The 15,049-nt window shown below is 73.1% G+C and carries 15 protein-coding genes and 1 riboswitch; of the genes, 4 read left to right on the forward strand and 11 right to left on the reverse strand.

All coding sequences use genetic code 11. The features are described 5' to 3' along the window. Window positions 1-25: 25 nt before the first annotated feature. Both ABTZ54_RS31470 and ABTZ54_RS31475 read right to left on the reverse strand, forming a co-directional pair. Window positions 26-700 carry an O-methyltransferase gene (locus ABTZ54_RS31470; protein WP_351669729.1) on the reverse strand — a complete coding sequence of 225 codons (675 nt, stop codon included), beginning with the start codon at window positions 698-700 and terminating at the stop codon, window positions 26-28. A gap of 97 nt (window positions 701-797) precedes the next feature. Next, on the reverse strand, window positions 798-2,042 hold the full coding sequence (locus ABTZ54_RS31475; protein ID WP_351669731.1) for a cytochrome P450: 1,245 nt from the start codon (window positions 2,040-2,042) through the stop codon (window positions 798-800). A gap of 260 nt (window positions 2,043-2,302) precedes the next feature. Between ABTZ54_RS31475 and ABTZ54_RS31480 the strand changes: the two genes are divergently transcribed. After that, a complete protein-coding gene (locus ABTZ54_RS31480) occupies window positions 2,303-3,472 on the forward strand; it encodes a steroid 3-ketoacyl-CoA thiolase (protein WP_351669734.1) in 1,170 nt (389 codons plus the stop codon). Between the two features lie 116 nt (window positions 3,473-3,588). Here ABTZ54_RS31480 and ABTZ54_RS31485 read toward each other — a convergent pair whose 3' ends face one another. The 8 genes from ABTZ54_RS31485 to ABTZ54_RS31520 form a co-directional block, all read right to left on the reverse strand. After that, the gene (locus ABTZ54_RS31485) at window positions 3,589-3,990 is read right to left on the reverse strand and encodes an aggregation-promoting factor C-terminal-like domain-containing protein (RefSeq protein ID WP_351669737.1); all 402 of its coding nucleotides are present in this window, start codon (window positions 3,988-3,990) and stop codon (window positions 3,589-3,591) included. A gap of 285 nt (window positions 3,991-4,275) precedes the next feature. Further along, window positions 4,276-5,142, reverse strand: coding sequence for an ECF transporter S component (locus ABTZ54_RS31490; RefSeq protein ID WP_351669740.1), 867 nt, complete (start codon window positions 5,140-5,142; stop codon window positions 4,276-4,278). Next, on the reverse strand, window positions 5,139-6,956 hold the full coding sequence (locus ABTZ54_RS31495) for an ABC transporter ATP-binding protein (RefSeq protein ID WP_351669743.1): 1,818 nt from the start codon (window positions 6,954-6,956) through the stop codon (window positions 5,139-5,141). The genes ABTZ54_RS31490 and ABTZ54_RS31495 overlap by 4 nt, the downstream gene beginning before the upstream one ends. Next, entirely contained in the window at window positions 6,953-8,062 is a 1,110-nt protein-coding gene (locus tag ABTZ54_RS31500) for an energy-coupling factor transporter transmembrane component T (protein ID WP_351669746.1), read from the reverse strand. The genes ABTZ54_RS31495 and ABTZ54_RS31500 overlap by 4 nt, the downstream gene beginning before the upstream one ends. Beyond that, window positions 8,059-8,712 carry an SCO2322 family protein gene (locus tag ABTZ54_RS31505; protein ID WP_351669850.1) on the reverse strand — a complete coding sequence of 218 codons (654 nt, stop codon included), beginning with the start codon at window positions 8,710-8,712 and terminating at the stop codon, window positions 8,059-8,061. The genes ABTZ54_RS31500 and ABTZ54_RS31505 overlap by 4 nt, the downstream gene beginning before the upstream one ends. A 41-nt stretch (window positions 8,713-8,753) precedes the next feature. Further along, window positions 8,754-9,998 (reverse strand): SCO2321 family membrane protein, encoded by a 1,245-nt coding sequence (locus ABTZ54_RS31510; protein WP_502997346.1) that lies wholly within the window; start codon window positions 9,996-9,998, stop codon window positions 8,754-8,756. 98 nt (window positions 9,999-10,096) lie between these two features. Continuing rightward, window positions 10,097-10,169: riboswitch (cobalamin riboswitch) on the reverse strand. An 82-nt stretch (window positions 10,170-10,251) separates the two neighbouring features. Then, window positions 10,252-11,310, reverse strand: coding sequence for a Strvi_7410 family MBL fold metallo-hydrolase (locus ABTZ54_RS31515; protein ID WP_351669752.1), 1,059 nt, complete (start codon window positions 11,308-11,310; stop codon window positions 10,252-10,254). 92 nt (window positions 11,311-11,402) lie between these two features. Continuing rightward, window positions 11,403-11,870, reverse strand: coding sequence for a hypothetical protein (locus ABTZ54_RS31520; RefSeq protein ID WP_351669755.1), 468 nt, complete (start codon window positions 11,868-11,870; stop codon window positions 11,403-11,405). 206 nt (window positions 11,871-12,076) lie between these two features. Here ABTZ54_RS31520 and ABTZ54_RS31525 point away from each other — a divergent pair, with 206 nt between their 5' ends. From ABTZ54_RS31525 to ABTZ54_RS31535, 3 genes are read left to right on the forward strand one after another with little or no spacing between them, the layout of a single operon-like run. Then, window positions 12,077-13,534, forward strand: coding sequence for an aldehyde dehydrogenase (locus ABTZ54_RS31525; RefSeq protein WP_351669758.1), 1,458 nt, complete (start codon window positions 12,077-12,079; stop codon window positions 13,532-13,534). Continuing rightward, on the forward strand, window positions 13,534-13,767 hold the full coding sequence (locus ABTZ54_RS31530; RefSeq protein WP_351669761.1) for a ferredoxin: 234 nt from the start codon (window positions 13,534-13,536) through the stop codon (window positions 13,765-13,767). The genes ABTZ54_RS31525 and ABTZ54_RS31530 overlap by 1 nt, the downstream gene beginning before the upstream one ends. 48 nt (window positions 13,768-13,815) lie before the next feature. Further along, on the forward strand, window positions 13,816-14,370 hold the full coding sequence (locus tag ABTZ54_RS31535) for a hypothetical protein (RefSeq protein WP_351669764.1): 555 nt from the start codon (window positions 13,816-13,818) through the stop codon (window positions 14,368-14,370). Window positions 14,371-14,381: 11 nt separating this feature from the next. Here the strand turns inward: ABTZ54_RS31535 and ABTZ54_RS31540 are convergent, their stop codons facing one another. Continuing rightward, complete coding sequence (locus ABTZ54_RS31540) at window positions 14,382-14,999, reverse strand: TetR family transcriptional regulator (RefSeq protein ID WP_351669767.1); 618 nt, start codon at window positions 14,997-14,999, stop codon at window positions 14,382-14,384. Between the last annotated feature and the right edge of the window lie 50 nt (window positions 15,000-15,049).

Consider the following 15,049-nt stretch of genomic DNA (forward strand, 5'->3'; position numbering starts at 1 on the left):
AGGGCAGGATATGACCGGTTCGCGGTCAGGCCAGCACGCGGGCGATCAGCAGCCCGTCGTGCCCCTTCGTGCCCACCGTCTGGAAGGCGGTGGCGTCGAGCCGGGGCTCGCGGGAGACCAGGTCGAACATGGCGCGGGTGCCGGTGATCGCCGGGTCGTCCGGGTGGGCGGTGGCGACCTTTCCGCCGCGCACCACGTTGTCGACGACGATCAGGGTGCCGGGGCGGGACAGCTTCAGGGCCCAGGAGACGTAGTGCGGGTTGTTGACCTTGTCGGCGTCGATGAAGACGAAGTCGAAGGGCCCCGCGCCCTCCTCCGCGAGGAGCGGCAGCGTGTCCAGGGCCGCGCCCGTGCGGACCTCGACGGTCTTGTCGAGGCCCGCGCGGGCGAGGTTGGCGCGGGCCACGTCCGCGTGGACGGGGGAGTACTCCAGGCTGATCAGCCGCCCGTCGGCGGGCAGCGCGCGGGCCAGCCAGATGGTGCTGTAGCCGCCGAGGGTGCCGATCTCCAGGACGTTCCGCGCGCCCTGCGCGTGGACGAGGAGGTTCAGCAGCTTGCCCTGGTTGGGGGCGACGGCGATCTCCGGAAGCCCGGCGGCCGTGGAGTCGGCGAGCGCGGCGTCGAGCGCCTCGTCCGCCGGGGCGAGGAGCTCGGTGAAGTAGTGGTCGACGGCGGTCCATCGGTCCTGGTCGTTGCTCATGCGGCCGAACGTACACCGCTCGTGACGTGCCGTCGGGTCCATTCCGTACGGGAGGCGGGGCTGTCGGCGTGGGGGTGGAGCCCCGCCTCCCCGGGCTTCAGGCCACCCTGACCTGGAGCTCCTTGATGCCGTTGAGCCACGCCGCCCGCAGCCGGCGCGGGTCGCCCGCGAGGGTGAGATCGGGCAGTTCGTCGGCGAGCGCCTCGAAGATCAGCTCGATCTCCTTGATGGCGAGGGACTTGCCGAGGCAGAAGTGCGGCCCGCCGCCGCCGAAGCCGAGGTGCGGGTTGGGGTCGCGGGTGATGTCGAAGAGCTCGGGGTTCTCGAAGACCTCGGGGTCGTTGTTGGCGGAGGAGTAGAAGACGCCGACCCGGTCGCCCTTGCGGATCAACTGCCCGCCGAGCTCGGTGTCCTGGGTGGCGGTCCGCTGGAAGGAGACGACCGGGGTCGCCCAGCGCACGATCTCCTCGGCGGCGGTCGCGGGCCGCTCGCGCTTGTAGAGCTCCCACTGGTCGGGGTGGGTGAGGAAGGCGTGCATGCCGTGGCTGATCGCGTTGCGGGTGGTCTCGTTGCCGGCGACGGCGAGCAGCAGCACGAAGAAGCCGAACTCGTCGGAGGAGAGGTTGCCCTGCCCCTCGGCGGCCACCAGCTGGCTCACGATGTCCTTGGCGGGGCACTCCTTGCGGCTGGCGGCGAGGTTCATCGAGTAGCCGATGAGCTCCATCGCGGCCTCGGCGCCGATCTCCTCGGTGATGGCGTACTCGGGGTCGTCGTACGCGACCATCTTGTTCGACCAGTCGAAGATCCGGGCCCGGTCCTCCTGCGGTACGCCGATGAGTTCGGCGATGGCCTGGAGCGGCAGCTCGACGGCGACCTTGGTGACGAAGTCGAAGGTGCCGCCCTCGCCGGCCGCGGCCTTCGCCTCCTCGACGATGGCGCGGGCCCGGTCGCGCAGCGCGGTCTCCAGGCTCCGGATGGCGCGCGGGGTGAAGCCGCGCTGGACGATCTGGCGGACCCGGGTGTGCTCGGGCGGGTCCATGTTGAGCATGATCAGCTTCTGGACCTCGATCTGGTCCGGGGAGATGTGCTCGTTGAAGCGGATGACGGCGGTGTTCTCGTTCGAGGAGAACAGCTCGGGGTGGGTGGAGACGTACTTGACGTCGGCGTGCCGGGTCACGGCCCAGTAGCCCTCGTCGGCGAAGCCGGTGACGCCGGGGGCCTGGGCGCACCACCAGACGGGCGCGGTCTGCCGCAGCTGGGTGAACTCCGGATGGGGGATCCGGTCCTGGAGCAGATCGGGGTCGGTGGCGTCGAAGCCTTCGGAGAGATGCGGGCAGGGCATCGGCAACACGTCCTTGTCTGATCCTGTCGGATCCGTGGCCGGATCCGTTGTCTGACGACCCATCAGAAGTTGCCGGGAAAGGTAGTAACGAGTTCTGCAAGAGGCAAGGCATGACACGGGAACTGTTGCGTTCCGGACCCTTGCGTACCCGCGGTAGCAGTCATAAGACTGCACCCAGAACTAGAACGCGTACCAGTTCCGGATGTGAGCCCGCACCGGAGTGCCGGGACACCCCGGGCGGGCGAGGAGAGGACGAGCTCATGGCCGCGGAACCCGTCATCGTCGAAGCCGTACGCACCCCCATCGGCAAGCGCGGAGGCGCGCTCGCCAACCTCCACCCCGCCTACCTCCTCGGCGAGACCTACCGCGAGCTCCTCGGCCGGACCGGCATCCACGCCGACTGCGTCGAGCAGATCGTCGGCGGTACGGTCACCCACGCCGGCGAACAGTCCATGAACCCCGCCCGCACCGCCTGGCTCACCATGGGCCTCCCGTACGAGACGGCCGCCACCACCGTCGACTGCCAGTGCGGCTCCTCGCAGCAGGCCAGCCACATGGTCGCCAACATGGTCGCGGCCGGCGTCATCGACATCGGCATCAGCTGCGGCGTCGAGGCGATGTCCCGCGTCCCGCTCGGCTCCGGCTCCAAGCACGGCCCCGGCAAGCCCTGGCCGGACGAGTGGAACGTCGACCTGCCCAACCAGTTCGAGGCCGCCGAGCGCATCGCCCGCCGCCGCGGCCTCACCCGCGAGCGCGTCGACTCCCTCGGGCTGCTCTCCCAGGAGCGGGCCGCCGTCGCCTGGGCCGAGGAGCGGTTCAAGCGCGAGACCTTCGCCGTCCAGGTCCCCACCACCGAGGAGGAGCAGGCGGCCGGTCACGGCATGTGGCGGCTGGTCGACCGCGACGAGGGCCTGCGCGACACCAGCATGGAGGGCCTCGGCCGGCTCAAGCCCGTCATGCCGACCGCGATCCACACCGCCGGCAACTCCTCCCAGATCTCCGACGGCGCCTCCGCGATCATGTGGGCCTCCAAGCGCATGGCCCGCGCCCTCAAGCTGCGCCCGCGCGCCCGGATCGTCGCCCAGGCCCTGGTCGGCGCCGACCCCCACTACCACCTCGACGGGCCGGTCGACGCGACCCGGGCGGTGCTCGGCAAGGCCGGGATGTCCCTCAAGGACATCGACCTGGTCGAGATCAACGAGGCCTTCGCCTCCGTCGTGCTCTCCTGGGCGCAGGTCTTCGACCAGGACCTGGAGAAGGTCAACGTCAACGGCGGCGCCATCGCCCTCGGCCACCCCGTCGGCGCCACCGGGGCGAGGCTCATCGCCACCGCGCTGCACGAGCTGGAGCGGACGGACAAGGAATTCGCGCTGATCACCATGTGCGCGGGCGGCGCGCTGGCGACGGGCACGATCATCCAGCGGCTCTGACCCCGGGCGCGTACGCCCCCCCGGAAACGCTCTCCGGAAACGCCGCAGGCCCCGCCCCTCCATGCGGAGGGCGGGGCCTTGCGGGTGCGCGTCGCGGCGGTGCGGCGTGGTGACTCTTAGTACCAGCCGTGCGACTGCCAGAAGTTCCAGGCGCCGTTCGGGGAGCCGTAGCGCTCGTTCATGTAGTCCAGACCCCACTTGATCTGCGTGGCGGGGTTGGTCTTCCAGTCGGAACCGGCCGAGGACATCTTCGAACCGGGCAGGGCCTGGACCAGGCCGTAGGCGCCGCTGGACGAGTTGGTGGCGGTGTGGTTCCAGCCGGACTCGTGCTCGACGATCTTGCTGAAGGACGCGTACTGGGCCGGCGGGACGATCTGTCGAGCGATCTCCTGGGGGGTGGCGGCCGAGGCCGTACCCGTCGTGCCGAGCACCGCACCCGAGGCGCCGAGCAGCACCGCTGCGGTCACGGCGAAGGACTTCTTGCGGGAGTTGGCGCGAGTGGCGATCGAGCGGAACAAAACGTGTACCTAACGTCGGGGACTGGGGTCGCGCCAGGTGTTCCGGCATGCCGGAACCAGGGCCCGGGAGACCCGGGTACTGGGGGGAACCGGCCGGCCGTGCCGTTGCGGTGAGCACCGGCTGCCTGGCGACGTCCACCAGAGAAACAAACCCCGGGCGGCGGCGCAATCACCCCCAGTACGAGGAAGGTTCGGACCCGCGCCACAGGTCCCGCTCTGTCCGCCGCCCCGTTTCCGCAGCTCAAGACGGTCTATGGGGGTATTTGTCCTACTCGCCCCGGTCTACTACTTCTCGTCGTACGTGACGTGGGTCCTATGAGGCGCCTCACCCGCGAGGGCCTTCTCAGGGGCCTCGAATGTGACCTGGGCCTCGAAGTTCGCCCGCCGGGTGGCCCGCCGCAGCGCCTTCAGGAGCGCGCCGCCGACGGTCAGGGTGAGCACCACCGTCAGCACGGCCCGGCCGAGGTCCCAGCCGAGGGAGGTGGCGGCCACGTACGCCAGGAAGCGGACCAGGTTCTCCTGGACCGGATCCCCGGCCTGGAACGAGACCCCGTGCCCCAGGCCGCCGACCGTCACCCAGCCGTAGAGATTGGTGACCGTGCCGTACGCGAAGGCCGCCAGGAAGCCGTACGCGGAGAGCATCCACAGCTCCCCCCGGCCCCGCGCCCGCTCCGGCAGCAGGCCCGCGCCCATCGCGAACCAGCCCATCGCCAGCATCTGGGTCGGCATCCAGGGCCCCACGCCGCCCGTGAGCAGCGCGGACGCGAACATCGTCACCGCGCCCAGGACGAAACCGAAGCCCGGCCCCAGGACCCGGCCGCTCAGCACCATCAGGAAGAACATCGGCTCCAGGCCGGCCGTCCCCGCCCCCAGGGGCCGCAGCGCCGCCCCCACGGCGGCGAGGACCCCCAGCATCGCCACCGCCTTCGCGTCCATCCCGCAGTCCGCGATGGTCGCCACGACGACCGCGATGAGGAGGGGGAGGAGCAGGGCGAAGAACCAGGGGGCGTCGGCGGCGTGGTCGGTCAGCGCCGAGCCCTTGTCGGCGAAGAGCGGCCAGCCGACCGCGATCAGCCCGACGACGGAGACCAGGACGAGGGCGGTGACCGAGCGGGGGCCGAGGCGGATCGGGCGGGCGGCGCGCGTGCTCACAGCGCCCCCTCGACCTGCTCGACGGTGAGCCAGTGCTGGGGCGCGAGGACCTTCGCGACCTGCGGCGAGAACGCGGGCGAGGACACGACGACCTCGGCCGTCGGCCCGTCCGCCACCACCTCACCGCCCGCCACGATCACCACACGGTGCGCGAGCTCCGCCGCCAGCTCCACGTCGTGCGTGGCCAGCACGATCGCGTGCCCCTCGGCCGCGAGGCCGCGCAGGCGGGTCACCAGGCGGGCCTTCGCCGCGTAGTCCAGGCCGCGGGTCGGCTCGTCGAGCAGCAGCAGCGGGGGCCGGGCCGTCAGCACGACGGAGAGCGCGAGCGTCAGCCGCTGCCCCTCCGAGAGGTCCCGCGGATGCGTCTCGTCCGCGACCCCCGGCAGCAGCTCCTCCACCAGCGCCCGGCAGCTCCCGGGCGCGGCGCCCGCGTCGGCGTCGGCGGCGGCGCACTCGGCGGCCACCGTGTCCGCGTACAGCAGGTCCCGCGGCTCCTGCGGGACCAGCCCTACGTGGCGGATCAGGGATCTCGGGTCGGTGGCGTGCGGGGTGAGGCCGGCGACGCGGACGGTGCCGGACGTGGGGGTGATCATGCCGACGAGGGTGCCGAGAAGGGTCGACTTTCCGGCGCCGTTGCGGCCCATGAGTGCGATGGTCTCGCCTGCGGTGACCTGGAGGGTGATTTGGCGGAGGGCTTCGATGCGGGCTCGGCGGACGGCGAGGCGGTCGATGGTGACGAGGGGGGTGGTGGGGCCGTTGGTGCGGGTGCCGGTCCGGGTGCGGCGCCGGAAGAGGAAGATTCCCCCACCCCGCCCCTTCCCGAAACCGGGGGCTCCGCCCCCGGACCCCCGCGCCTCAAACGCCGGCGGGGCTGGAATTGCCCGTGCGGCTGGATTTGCCTGTGGGGAATCCAGCCCCGCCGGCGTTTGAGGCGCGGGGTCCGGGGCAGCGCCCCGGTTTCGGGAAGGGGCGGGGTGGGGAAGAAGGCCCGCCGCAGGTGCCGGTTCCCGCCCCGCCAGCCGCTCCCGCAGTGGCCCCGCCGCCCGCCGCGCATCCCGCACGGACAGCGGCAGCGGCTCCCAGCCCGCGAGCCGGCCGAGGGCCACCACCGGCGGGTGAACGGGGGAGACGGCCATGACATCGGCGGGCGCGCCCAGCACCCCCTCCGGCAGCAGCAGAACCTGGTCCGCGTACTGCACGACCCGCTCCAGCCGATGCTCCGCCATCAACACCGTCGTACCGAGGTCGTGGACGAGGCGCTGGAGCACCGCCAGGACGTCCTCCGCCGCCGACGGATCGAGCGCCGACGTCGGCTCGTCCAGGACGAGGACCTTGGGATGCGGGGTCAGGACCGAGCCGATCGCGACCCGCTGCTGCTGCCCCCCGGAGAGCGTCGCGATCGGCCGGTCGCGCAGTTCGGCCAGGCCCAGCAGGTCCAGCGTCTCCTCGACACGGCGCCGCATCACGGCGGGGGCCAGGCCCAGGGACTCCATGCCGTACGCCAGCTCGTCCTCGACCGTGTCGGTGACGAAATGGGCCAGGGGATCCTGGCCCACCGTCCCGACCAGGTCGGCGAGCTCCCGGGGCGGGTGCGTTCGCGTGTCGCGGCCGTCGACGGTGACCCGGCCGCGCAGGGTGCCGCCGGTGAAGTGGGGGACGAGGCCGGACACCGCGTTCAGGAGGGTCGACTTGCCGACGCCGGACGGGCCGACGAGCAGGACCAGCTCACCCTCGGGGACGGTCAGGTCGAGGCCGCTCAGACTGGGCGCGGCCGCGCCGTCGTACGTCACCGAGACGTTCTCGAAGCGGATCATCGGGGGCTCTCCTTCGGAACGGGCGCCACGAAGGCGGGAAGCAGCCCGAGCAGCACGGACGCCGCAGGCCACAGCGGCAGCTCGGGCGCCTGGAGCGGGACGACGCCGGGCCGCAGCGCCTCCGGAGCCAGCGACGCGGCAGCGATCATGGCGACGGCCACCGCGACGCCCGAGGCGGCGACCAGCCAGGCCCGGACGCCCCAGCGGTCGGGGCGGTAACGGGTCCTGACCGCCCGCCGCCCACCGAGCCGCAGCCCCGCGACGGCCGCCAGGAGCCCGGCCGCCAGCAGCGGAAGGCCGTACCCGGCGCCCTGCGCGGCGAGCAGCCCGTACGAACCGGCGCACACCCCGAGGAGCCCGCCGACCGTCAGCACGGCGGTGGTGCGCCGCACCGCGCGCGGCACCTGGGCCGTCCGGCCGTAGCCCCGCGCGTCCATGGAGGCGGCCACCGCCACCGAGCGTTCCAGGGCGCCCTCCAGGACCGGAAGCCCGATCTGGAGCAGCGCCCGCACCCCGCCCGTGGGACGCCCGCGCAGCCGCCGCGCGGTGCGCAGCCGGACGACGTCGGCGACCATGTTCGGCGCGAAGGTCATCGCGACGACGACGGCGACCCCCACCTCGTACAGCGCCCCCGGCAGCGACTTGAGCAGCCGCGCCGGATTGGCCAGCGCGTTCGCCGCGCCCACGCAGATCAGCAGGGTCGCCAGCTTCAGCCCGTCGTACAGGGCGAAGACGAGCTGCTCGGCGGTGACCCGGCCGCCGATCCGCACGCCCTGCGCCCAGTCGGGCAGCGGCACCTCGGGCAGCGTGAACAGCAGCCGCTCGCCGGGGATCGGCGAGCCAAGGACCAGCGAGAACACCACCCGCAGGGCGACGACGAACAGGCCCAGCTTCACGAACGCGCCGTACGAGCGGGCCCAGGGCGCGTCGGTGCGGCGGGCCGCGACGACATAGCCCGCGACGCCGACGAGCAGCCCGAGCAGCAGTGGGTTGGTGGTGCGGGAGGCGGCCACGGCGAGGCCCAGCGCCCAGAGCCACCAGGCTCCCGGGTGCAGGGCGTTCGAGCGGTTCGCCTCGGGGGCCCGCAGCCGTCCGGTGCGGGTCATCCGCGGCGGCGGCGGGCCTGCCAGACGCCGGCGACGCCGAGGAGCAGCACGGCGGCACCGCCCGCGACGAGCCCGAACGACGGACCACCGGAGTGCGCGGGCGCGGGGGCGGCGGCGGGCGCCGAGGCCGCGGGCTTCGAGGCGGGCGTGCCGGACGTGCCGGACGTGCCGGACGTGCCCGTCGACTCCACCTGCTCGCCGCAGCCCTTCGCCGGATAGCCCGCGATCCCGCACAGCATCGCGTTGGTGTCGTACCGCAGCGGCTTCGCGACCGCCGCCAGCGCCTCGGCGGCGGTGGCGTCCTCGCGGATCTCCGGGCAGCCGACCTTGAGCGTCTTCGCGGGCGGGGTCTCGCCGGGCGGGGCGTCCTCGGGGCCGCCGAAGTCGATGACGACCGCGACCCGCTTGCTGCCGTCCTTCTTCGCCACGCCCTCGCAGACGACACCGAAGTCGGGGGCGGCGGAGGGCTTCGAGGCGTCGGCGGAGTCGTTGCTGACGGCGAAGCGGAAGCCGACGACATCGCCGTCGGCGGGCCGGGCGGTCGCCGGGCCCTGCGTGGCGTACGCCCAGCCGCCGCTCTTCCCGCCGCCCTCCCAGAAGGACCAGTAGCGGTAGCCGGCGGCCTGCGCGGGCGCGGCGGCGAGCAGCATCAGGAGGCCGGCGGCGGCGCCGGCCAGCCCGGAGCGGGCCCTCACTTCTTGCGGCCGCTCAGGAGGAAGCCGATGCCGACGCCGACGACGGTGCCGATGCCGATGATCCACCAGATGTCGAAGCCGGACTCCTCCTCGTCGGCGGTGGACGCCTGGGAGTTGTCGGGCGCCTTGGGGGCGGGGCCGGTGGCGTTCAGCTGCTCCAGGAGGTCGGAGCTGCCGAAGCTGCGCGGGTCGGTGTCCATGGCGTGCGCGGCGAAGACCAGCTGGGCGTAGGCGGCGGGGCCGCTCCCCTTGGCCCACGGGGCGGAGTTCTTCTCCAGCCAGGCCAGGGCCCCGGCCGCCTCCTTCTTCGCGCCGGCCGCGGCGAGCGCGACGACGGCGTCGGCGGTGTTGCCGTAGTCGGGGAGCTCGGCGGTCTCGGCGGCGCCGGGCATCGGCGGGGCGGTGAGGTGGCCGGTCTTGGCGAGCTGGGCGGCGAGGTAGGAGGCGCCGTTGAGGGCGGCCCGGTCGACGGTCGGCTTCGGCAGGTCCGTGCAGACCGGGGGCTGCTCGGGCTGGGTGCCGCGGGCGGTGATGCCCTTGCCGAGCCCGCCGAGGGTGGCGGCGGCGGTGGCGTCCGCGTTGGCGAACAGCTTGCCGGTCTTGTCGGGCTGGTACGCGAAGGCGCCCGCGCCGTCCTTGTCCGTGCAGGGCAGCGCGAAGGTGAGGAGCGCGTCGTACGGGCTCTTGCCGTCGGCGGACTTCACCCCGCCGGGGTGCTCGCCCGCGGCGATGAAGGCGCTGACGGCGATGGAGGTGGAGTTGGCGTCGCTGGGGCCGCCGGGCGTGAAGCTCCAGCCGCCGTCCTTGTTCTGCACGCTCTTGAGCCAGGCCGCGCCCGCCTTGGCGGCCTTGTCGGCCTTCTCCGGGGTGGCGGACTGGCGCTTGACCGCGGCGAGCGCCTGCACGGCGGCGGCGGTGGCGTTGCTGTCGAGCATGGTCTTGGCGTCGCAGGGCTTCGCCGGGTCGGGGCGGTACGAGGCGAAGGCGCCGGAGTCGCACTGCTGGCCGAGCAGCCAGTCCACGGCCTGGTCGGCGGGCTGGATGCCGGAGGTGCGCTGGGCGAGGAAGGCGAGCGACTGGCGCCAGACGCCGTCGTAGGTCGGGTCGCCCGTGCCGTACAGACCGGCCGGGATCTTCACGGGGGAGGGCGTCGGCGACGGTGCGGCGGCGGCCACTCCGGCGGCGGTGGTGCTGAGCACGGCACCGGCCGCGAGTGCGGCGGCGACACGGCGAACGCTGATCATGGGTCCCTCTCCTGCGGGCACCGGACACCAGGCACCCGGGGAGCCGGCCTCCGGCACCGTATTCCTCGACGATGCCGGCGCTCACGTCCCGTACCGGGCATTCCGACTCGCCGCCTTTACGGGCGGCTCACGGCTGCGGGTCAGTGCCGGATTCCCACCGGCTTCCCCCTGTACGGGCATGACGACGACCGCCCACTCTACCGGCCGCGCCCCACCGGCCCGGGGCGCCGTGCGTCACACCGGTGCCGGGTCACACCGCCACGTACGCGACCGGCTCCGTCCCCGGCACGGCTTCCGCGCGGCCGAGTTTCACCAGGCGGCGGAGGTGGGCCTCGGCCTCGCTGACGGCGATGTTGCGGGAGCCGTGCGGGATCTGTGCCCAGGGGCGGTTCCACTCCATGCGTTCGGCGAGCTGCCAGGGGGTGAGCGGGACGGCGAGCAGGGCGAGCAGTCCGGCGAGGCGTTCCTCGTGGTGGTCGAGGAGCTCGCGGACCCGGCCGGCTGCGTCGGTGAAGGCGTACTGGTGCGCCGGGAGCACCTCGGCGACGCCGAGCCGGCCGATGCGTTCGAGGGAGTCGAGGTAGTCGCCGAGGGGGTCGCCGGACGGGCCGGTGGCGTCGTCGGGGTCCTCGTACAGGCCGATGTGCGGGCTGATCCCGGGCAGCAGGTGGTCGCCGGAGAAGAGCCGGCCGTGGCCGGGCAGCCCCGCCGGGTGGGCCTCCTCCAGGTGGAGGCAGACGTGGCCGGGGGTGTGGCCGGGGGTCCAGACCGCGCGCAGGCGGCGCCCGGCCAGGTCGAGCAGCTTGCCGGGGACGATCTCCCGGTCGGGCAGGGCCGAGCCGAGTCCTGGCAGGGTCCGCATCCGGCCGCCGGCCCGGCGGGCGGCGAGCAGCGGGGCGGTGTGCTCCTCGGGGGCGCCGACGGCGGCCAGCTTGCGGGCCAGGTAGTCGAGCCACCGGCCCGGTTCGGAGTCGGCGGTGCGGCGGACGACGGCGATGTCGGCGGCGTGCATGGCGATCCACGCCCCGGACTCCTCCCGGACCCGGCCGGACAGGCCGTGGTGGTCGGGGTGGTGGTGGGTGACGACGACCCCGTGCACGTCCTGGACGCCGATGCCCAGGACGCCGAGCCCGCCGGTGAGTTCGCTCCAGGACGCGGGGTCGTCCCAGCCGGTGTCGACGAGGACGGGGCCGCGGTCGGTGTCGAGGACGTGGACCAGGGTGTGGCCCAGGGGGTTGTCCGGGATGGGCACCCGCAGCGACCAGACGCCTCCGCCGTGCTCGGTCACCTGGTCGGTCGCCTGCGTCATGAGCGCCCTCGTCTCTGCGCGTGCCGGTACGGCTGTCGCAGCACTATAACGAGAACTGACGCAGCGTCAGAAGTAGTGGGGGAGGCGGGTGGTCAGTCGATGCGCTGGCAGACCGGCACGGGCAGCCGTGGCGACCACGTCTGGGTGGTGTGGTCGAAGGCGCGGGCGTAGCCGTTGTTGCCGGGGGCGCAGGGCGAACTGATCGTGGTCTCCACGTAGATGGCGCCGCCCGGGGTGATCGGGTGGGTCTGCGCGGTGACCGTCTGGCGGAACATGACCGTGCCGTTGTTGAGCTTGACGAGGAGGGTGACCTGGCCGCCGACGGTGAAGTTGCCGCCGCCGATCTTCAGGTGCCCGTTGAAGGTGTACTGGAAGAGGAAGGGGTCGGGCGCCTTCATCGTGACGGAGGCGCTCGTGGCGGCGGGGGCCGTGGCCGGCGCGGGCGCCGCGGCGGCGGCCGGTGCGAGCAGGGCGACCGCGGCGACGGACGAGACGGCGACGGCCGTCAGGCGCCGACCCCGGTGCGGGTGGTGCGGATGCGAGCGCATGGGGATACGCATGGCGTGCTCCTCAGGAGGTGGGCTCCCCAGGGCGTGGCGGCGGTGACACCGGCGGCCGGGACTGCGCGCGCGGGCCGCGGGTCTTCCGCTCCTCCTCAAAGTCTAGGGCAGCGGCCTCGGTCACGCCCGCCGTCCCGAGTCTGGCCAAGCAGAACTAGAACTGGTATCAGTTCTGAGACACAGTCAGATCCGGGAGGCAGTCGGTCATGACCGAGCTTGTGGAGCACGGAAAACTGTTCATCGGCGGCGAGTTGACCGACCCGCTCGGCAGCGAGGTCATCGAGGTGATCTCGCCCCACACCGAGGAGGTCATCGGCCGCGTCCCGCACGCCGCCGAGGCCGACGTGGACCGGGCCGTCGCCGCCGCCCGCCGGGCCTTCGACGAAGGCCCGTGGCCGCGGATGACCCTGGAGGAGCGGATCGAGGTCGTCGGGCGGATCAAGGACGCCATCGCGGTACGGCACGAGGAGATCGCCCGCTCGATCAGCTCGCAGAACGGCTCCCCGTACTCCTGGTCCGTCCTCGCCCAGGCGCTCGGCGCGATGCTGGTGTGGGACTCGGCGATCACCGTGGCCCGCTCGTACGCCTACGAGGAGCGGCGCGCCGGTGTCCTCGGCCCGCTCCTGGTGCGGCGCGAGCCGGTCGGGGTGGTGGCGGCGGTCGTGCCGTGGAACGTGCCGCAGTTCACCGCCGCCGCCAAGCTGGGGCCCGCGCTGCTCGCGGGCTGCACCGTGATCCTCAAGCCCTCGCCGGAGTCGCCCCTCGACGCGTACATCCTCGGCGAGATCGCGGCCGAGGCGGGCCTGCCGGAGGGGGTCCTCTCGATCCTGCCGGCGGACCGCGAGGTCAGCGAGTACCTGGTGGCGCACCCCGGCGTCGACAAGGTCTCCTTCACCGGCTCCGTCGCGGCCGGCAAGCGCGTGATGGAGGTCGCCTCGCGCAACCTCACCCGCGTCACCCTCGAACTCGGCGGGAAGTCCGCCGCCGTGATCCTGCCCGACGCGGACCTCGACGCGGCCGTGGCCGGGATCGTCCCGGCGGCCTGGATGAACAACGGGCAGGCCTGCGTGGCCCAGACCCGCATCCTCGCCCCGCGCTCCCGCTACGAGGAGATCGCCGAGGCCTTCGCCGCGGCGGCCGGCGCGCTCGTGGTCGGCGACCCGCTGGACCCGGCCACCCAGGTCGGCCCGCTCGTCGCCCGGCGCCAGCAGCAGCGCTCGCTCGACTACATCTCCATCGGTCAGGCGGAGGGCGCCAAGGTCCTTACCGGCGGCGGCCGTCCGGCCGGTCTGGAGCGTGGCTGGTACGTCGAGCCGACCCTCTTCGGCGACGTCGACAACTCCATGCGGATCGCCCGCGAGGAGATCTTCGGCCCGGTCATCTGCCTTCTGCCGTACGGGGACGAGGACGAGGCCCTGCGGGTCGCGAACGACTCCGACTACGGCCTCAGCGGCAGCGTGTGGACCGGCGACGTCGAGCACGGCATCGACTTCGCCCGCCGGGTCCGCACCGGCACCTTCAACGTCAACACCTTCAGCCTCGACATGCTCGGCCCCTTCGGCGGCTACAAGAACTCCGGCGTCGGCCGCGAGTTCGGCCCCGAGGGCCTGGGGGAGTACCTGGAGCACAAGATGATCCACCTGCCCGCCGGTTACGAGGCGTGATGGGCGACCGCTGGCACGTCGAGGTCGACCGCACCGTCTGCATCGGCTCCGGCATGTGCCTCAACCACGCCCCCCACGACTTCCGCCTGGACACCGCCCGCCAGTCCCATCCGCAGGCCGCCGAACTCGACGCGAGCGAACGGGTCCTGGCGGCGGCGGAGGGCTGCCCGGTGGAGGCGATCTCGATCACCCTGGCGGACGGTGGGGAGACGGTATTTCCTCCCGAGGAGTAGCCGGCGTGTGGAACACTCCCTCGGACGTTCAGGAGTGGGGGAGTGTTCATGCGCAGGTCAGTGGGGGTGCGGACGGCCGTGTTCGCGGCGTTCGCGGTGGTCGTGCTCGCCGGTACGGCGGGCTGCGGGACGGACGGGGGAGGGACGGCGCCGTCCTCCGCCCGCCCCGAGGAGAAGGGGCCGTTCACGAAGGAGCGGGTGTCGGCGGAGATCGACTCCGTGGTCGCGGACGCGGGCGCTCCGGCGGGGGACCCGGAGTGGGCGGGGATGGACAAGGACGCCCGGCCAGGCACGATGGAGGCCTGCACCATCCGGTACAAGGGCTACGGCGAGGAGAGCGACCGGGTCGACGCCGCCACCCACGGGGCGGTGGCGGCCGAGCTGCGCGAACGCGGCTGGCGGGAGGCCGGGAAGCGCAAGGAGCGCGCGTACGAGGACGGGAAGGTCGGTTACGTCCTGGCCGCGTACAAGAAGCGGGGCTGGTTCATGACGGTGGAGTTCCGCGATCTCGCGTCGGGGGACCTCTACCTGGTGGCGATGGAGGAGTCCTGCACCAAGAACGCCAAGATGCCCGACCTCCCGCTCACCCGGCCGACTCCCTGACCCCTCGGGGCTCAGCCGCGCCCCGGGGCCTCCGGCGCCGTCAGGTCGATCAGTCGGCAGACCGTCTCGATGTCGATCTTCACCTGGGCGATCGACGCCCGCCCCGACAGCCAGGTGATCAGCGCCGAGTGCCAGGTGTGCTCGATCACCCGGACCGCCGAGAGCTGCGGCGGCGTCGGGTGTTCGGCGCCCATCGCGTCCAGGATGATCGCCGTGGTCAGCCGCGACACCGTGTCCACCTCCGGGCTCACGCTCCGGTCGGCGAAGGTCAGCGCGCGGACCATCGCGTCCGCGAGCTGCGGTTCGCGCTGGAGCGCCCGGAAGGCCCGCATCAGCGTCTCGGCCACCCGCTCGGCCGGGTCGGCGCCCGCCGGCGGGCGCTTCCGGAGCGTGGTGTGCATGTGCTGGAGCTGGTCCTGCATGGTGGCGACCAGCAGATGGATCTTGGAGGGGAAGTAGCGGTAGAGGGTGCCGAGCGCGACCCCGGCGGCCTCCGCCACCTCTCTCATCTGCACGGCGTCGAACCCGCCCCGCCCGGCGAGCTGCGCGCTGGCCGTGAGGATGCGCCTGCGGCGCGCTTCCTGGCGCTCCGTCAGGGGTGGCGACGCCGGTCTGTCTTCCACGGTCATGAGGTCCCGTTCCGTGCGATGGCGGAGCGACAGTATCGCGCCACTCCGGC

The sequence above is a fragment of the Streptomyces sp. NPDC094032 genome (genome assembly GCF_040303965.1).
In the GTDB taxonomy this organism is placed as follows: Bacteria; Actinomycetota; Actinomycetes; order Streptomycetales; family Streptomycetaceae; genus Streptomyces.

Bases quoted from the DNA above. Each gene is read 5' to 3' on its own strand.
- ABTZ54_RS31470 (WP_351669729.1), bottom strand. From the start codon at position 700: ATGAGCAACGACCAGGACCGATGGACCGCCGTCGACCACTACTTCACC.
- ABTZ54_RS31525 (WP_351669758.1), top strand. From the start codon at position 12,077: ATGACCGAGCTTGTGGAGCACGGAAAACTGTTCATCGGCGGCGAGTTG.
- ABTZ54_RS31480 (WP_351669734.1), top strand. From the start codon at position 2,303: ATGGCCGCGGAACCCGTCATCGTCGAAGCCGTACGCACCCCCATCGGC.
- ABTZ54_RS31520 (WP_351669755.1), bottom strand. From the start codon at position 11,870: ATGCGTATCCCCATGCGCTCGCATCCGCACCACCCGCACCGGGGTCGG.
- ABTZ54_RS31535 (WP_351669764.1), top strand. From the start codon at position 13,816: ATGCGCAGGTCAGTGGGGGTGCGGACGGCCGTGTTCGCGGCGTTCGCG.
- ABTZ54_RS31475 (WP_351669731.1), bottom strand. From the start codon at position 2,042: ATGCCCTGCCCGCATCTCTCCGAAGGCTTCGACGCCACCGACCCCGAT.
- ABTZ54_RS31530 (WP_351669761.1), top strand. From the start codon at position 13,534: ATGGGCGACCGCTGGCACGTCGAGGTCGACCGCACCGTCTGCATCGGC.
- ABTZ54_RS31540 (WP_351669767.1), bottom strand. From the start codon at position 14,999: ATGACCGTGGAAGACAGACCGGCGTCGCCACCCCTGACGGAGCGCCAG.
- ABTZ54_RS31495 (WP_351669743.1), bottom strand. From the start codon at position 6,956: ATGATCCGCTTCGAGAACGTCTCGGTGACGTACGACGGCGCGGCCGCG.
- ABTZ54_RS31515 (WP_351669752.1), bottom strand. From the start codon at position 11,310: ATGACGCAGGCGACCGACCAGGTGACCGAGCACGGCGGAGGCGTCTGG.
- ABTZ54_RS31505 (WP_351669850.1), bottom strand. From the start codon at position 8,712: ATGCTGCTCGCCGCCGCGCCCGCGCAGGCCGCCGGCTACCGCTACTGG.
- ABTZ54_RS31500 (WP_351669746.1), bottom strand. From the start codon at position 8,062: ATGACCCGCACCGGACGGCTGCGGGCCCCCGAGGCGAACCGCTCGAAC.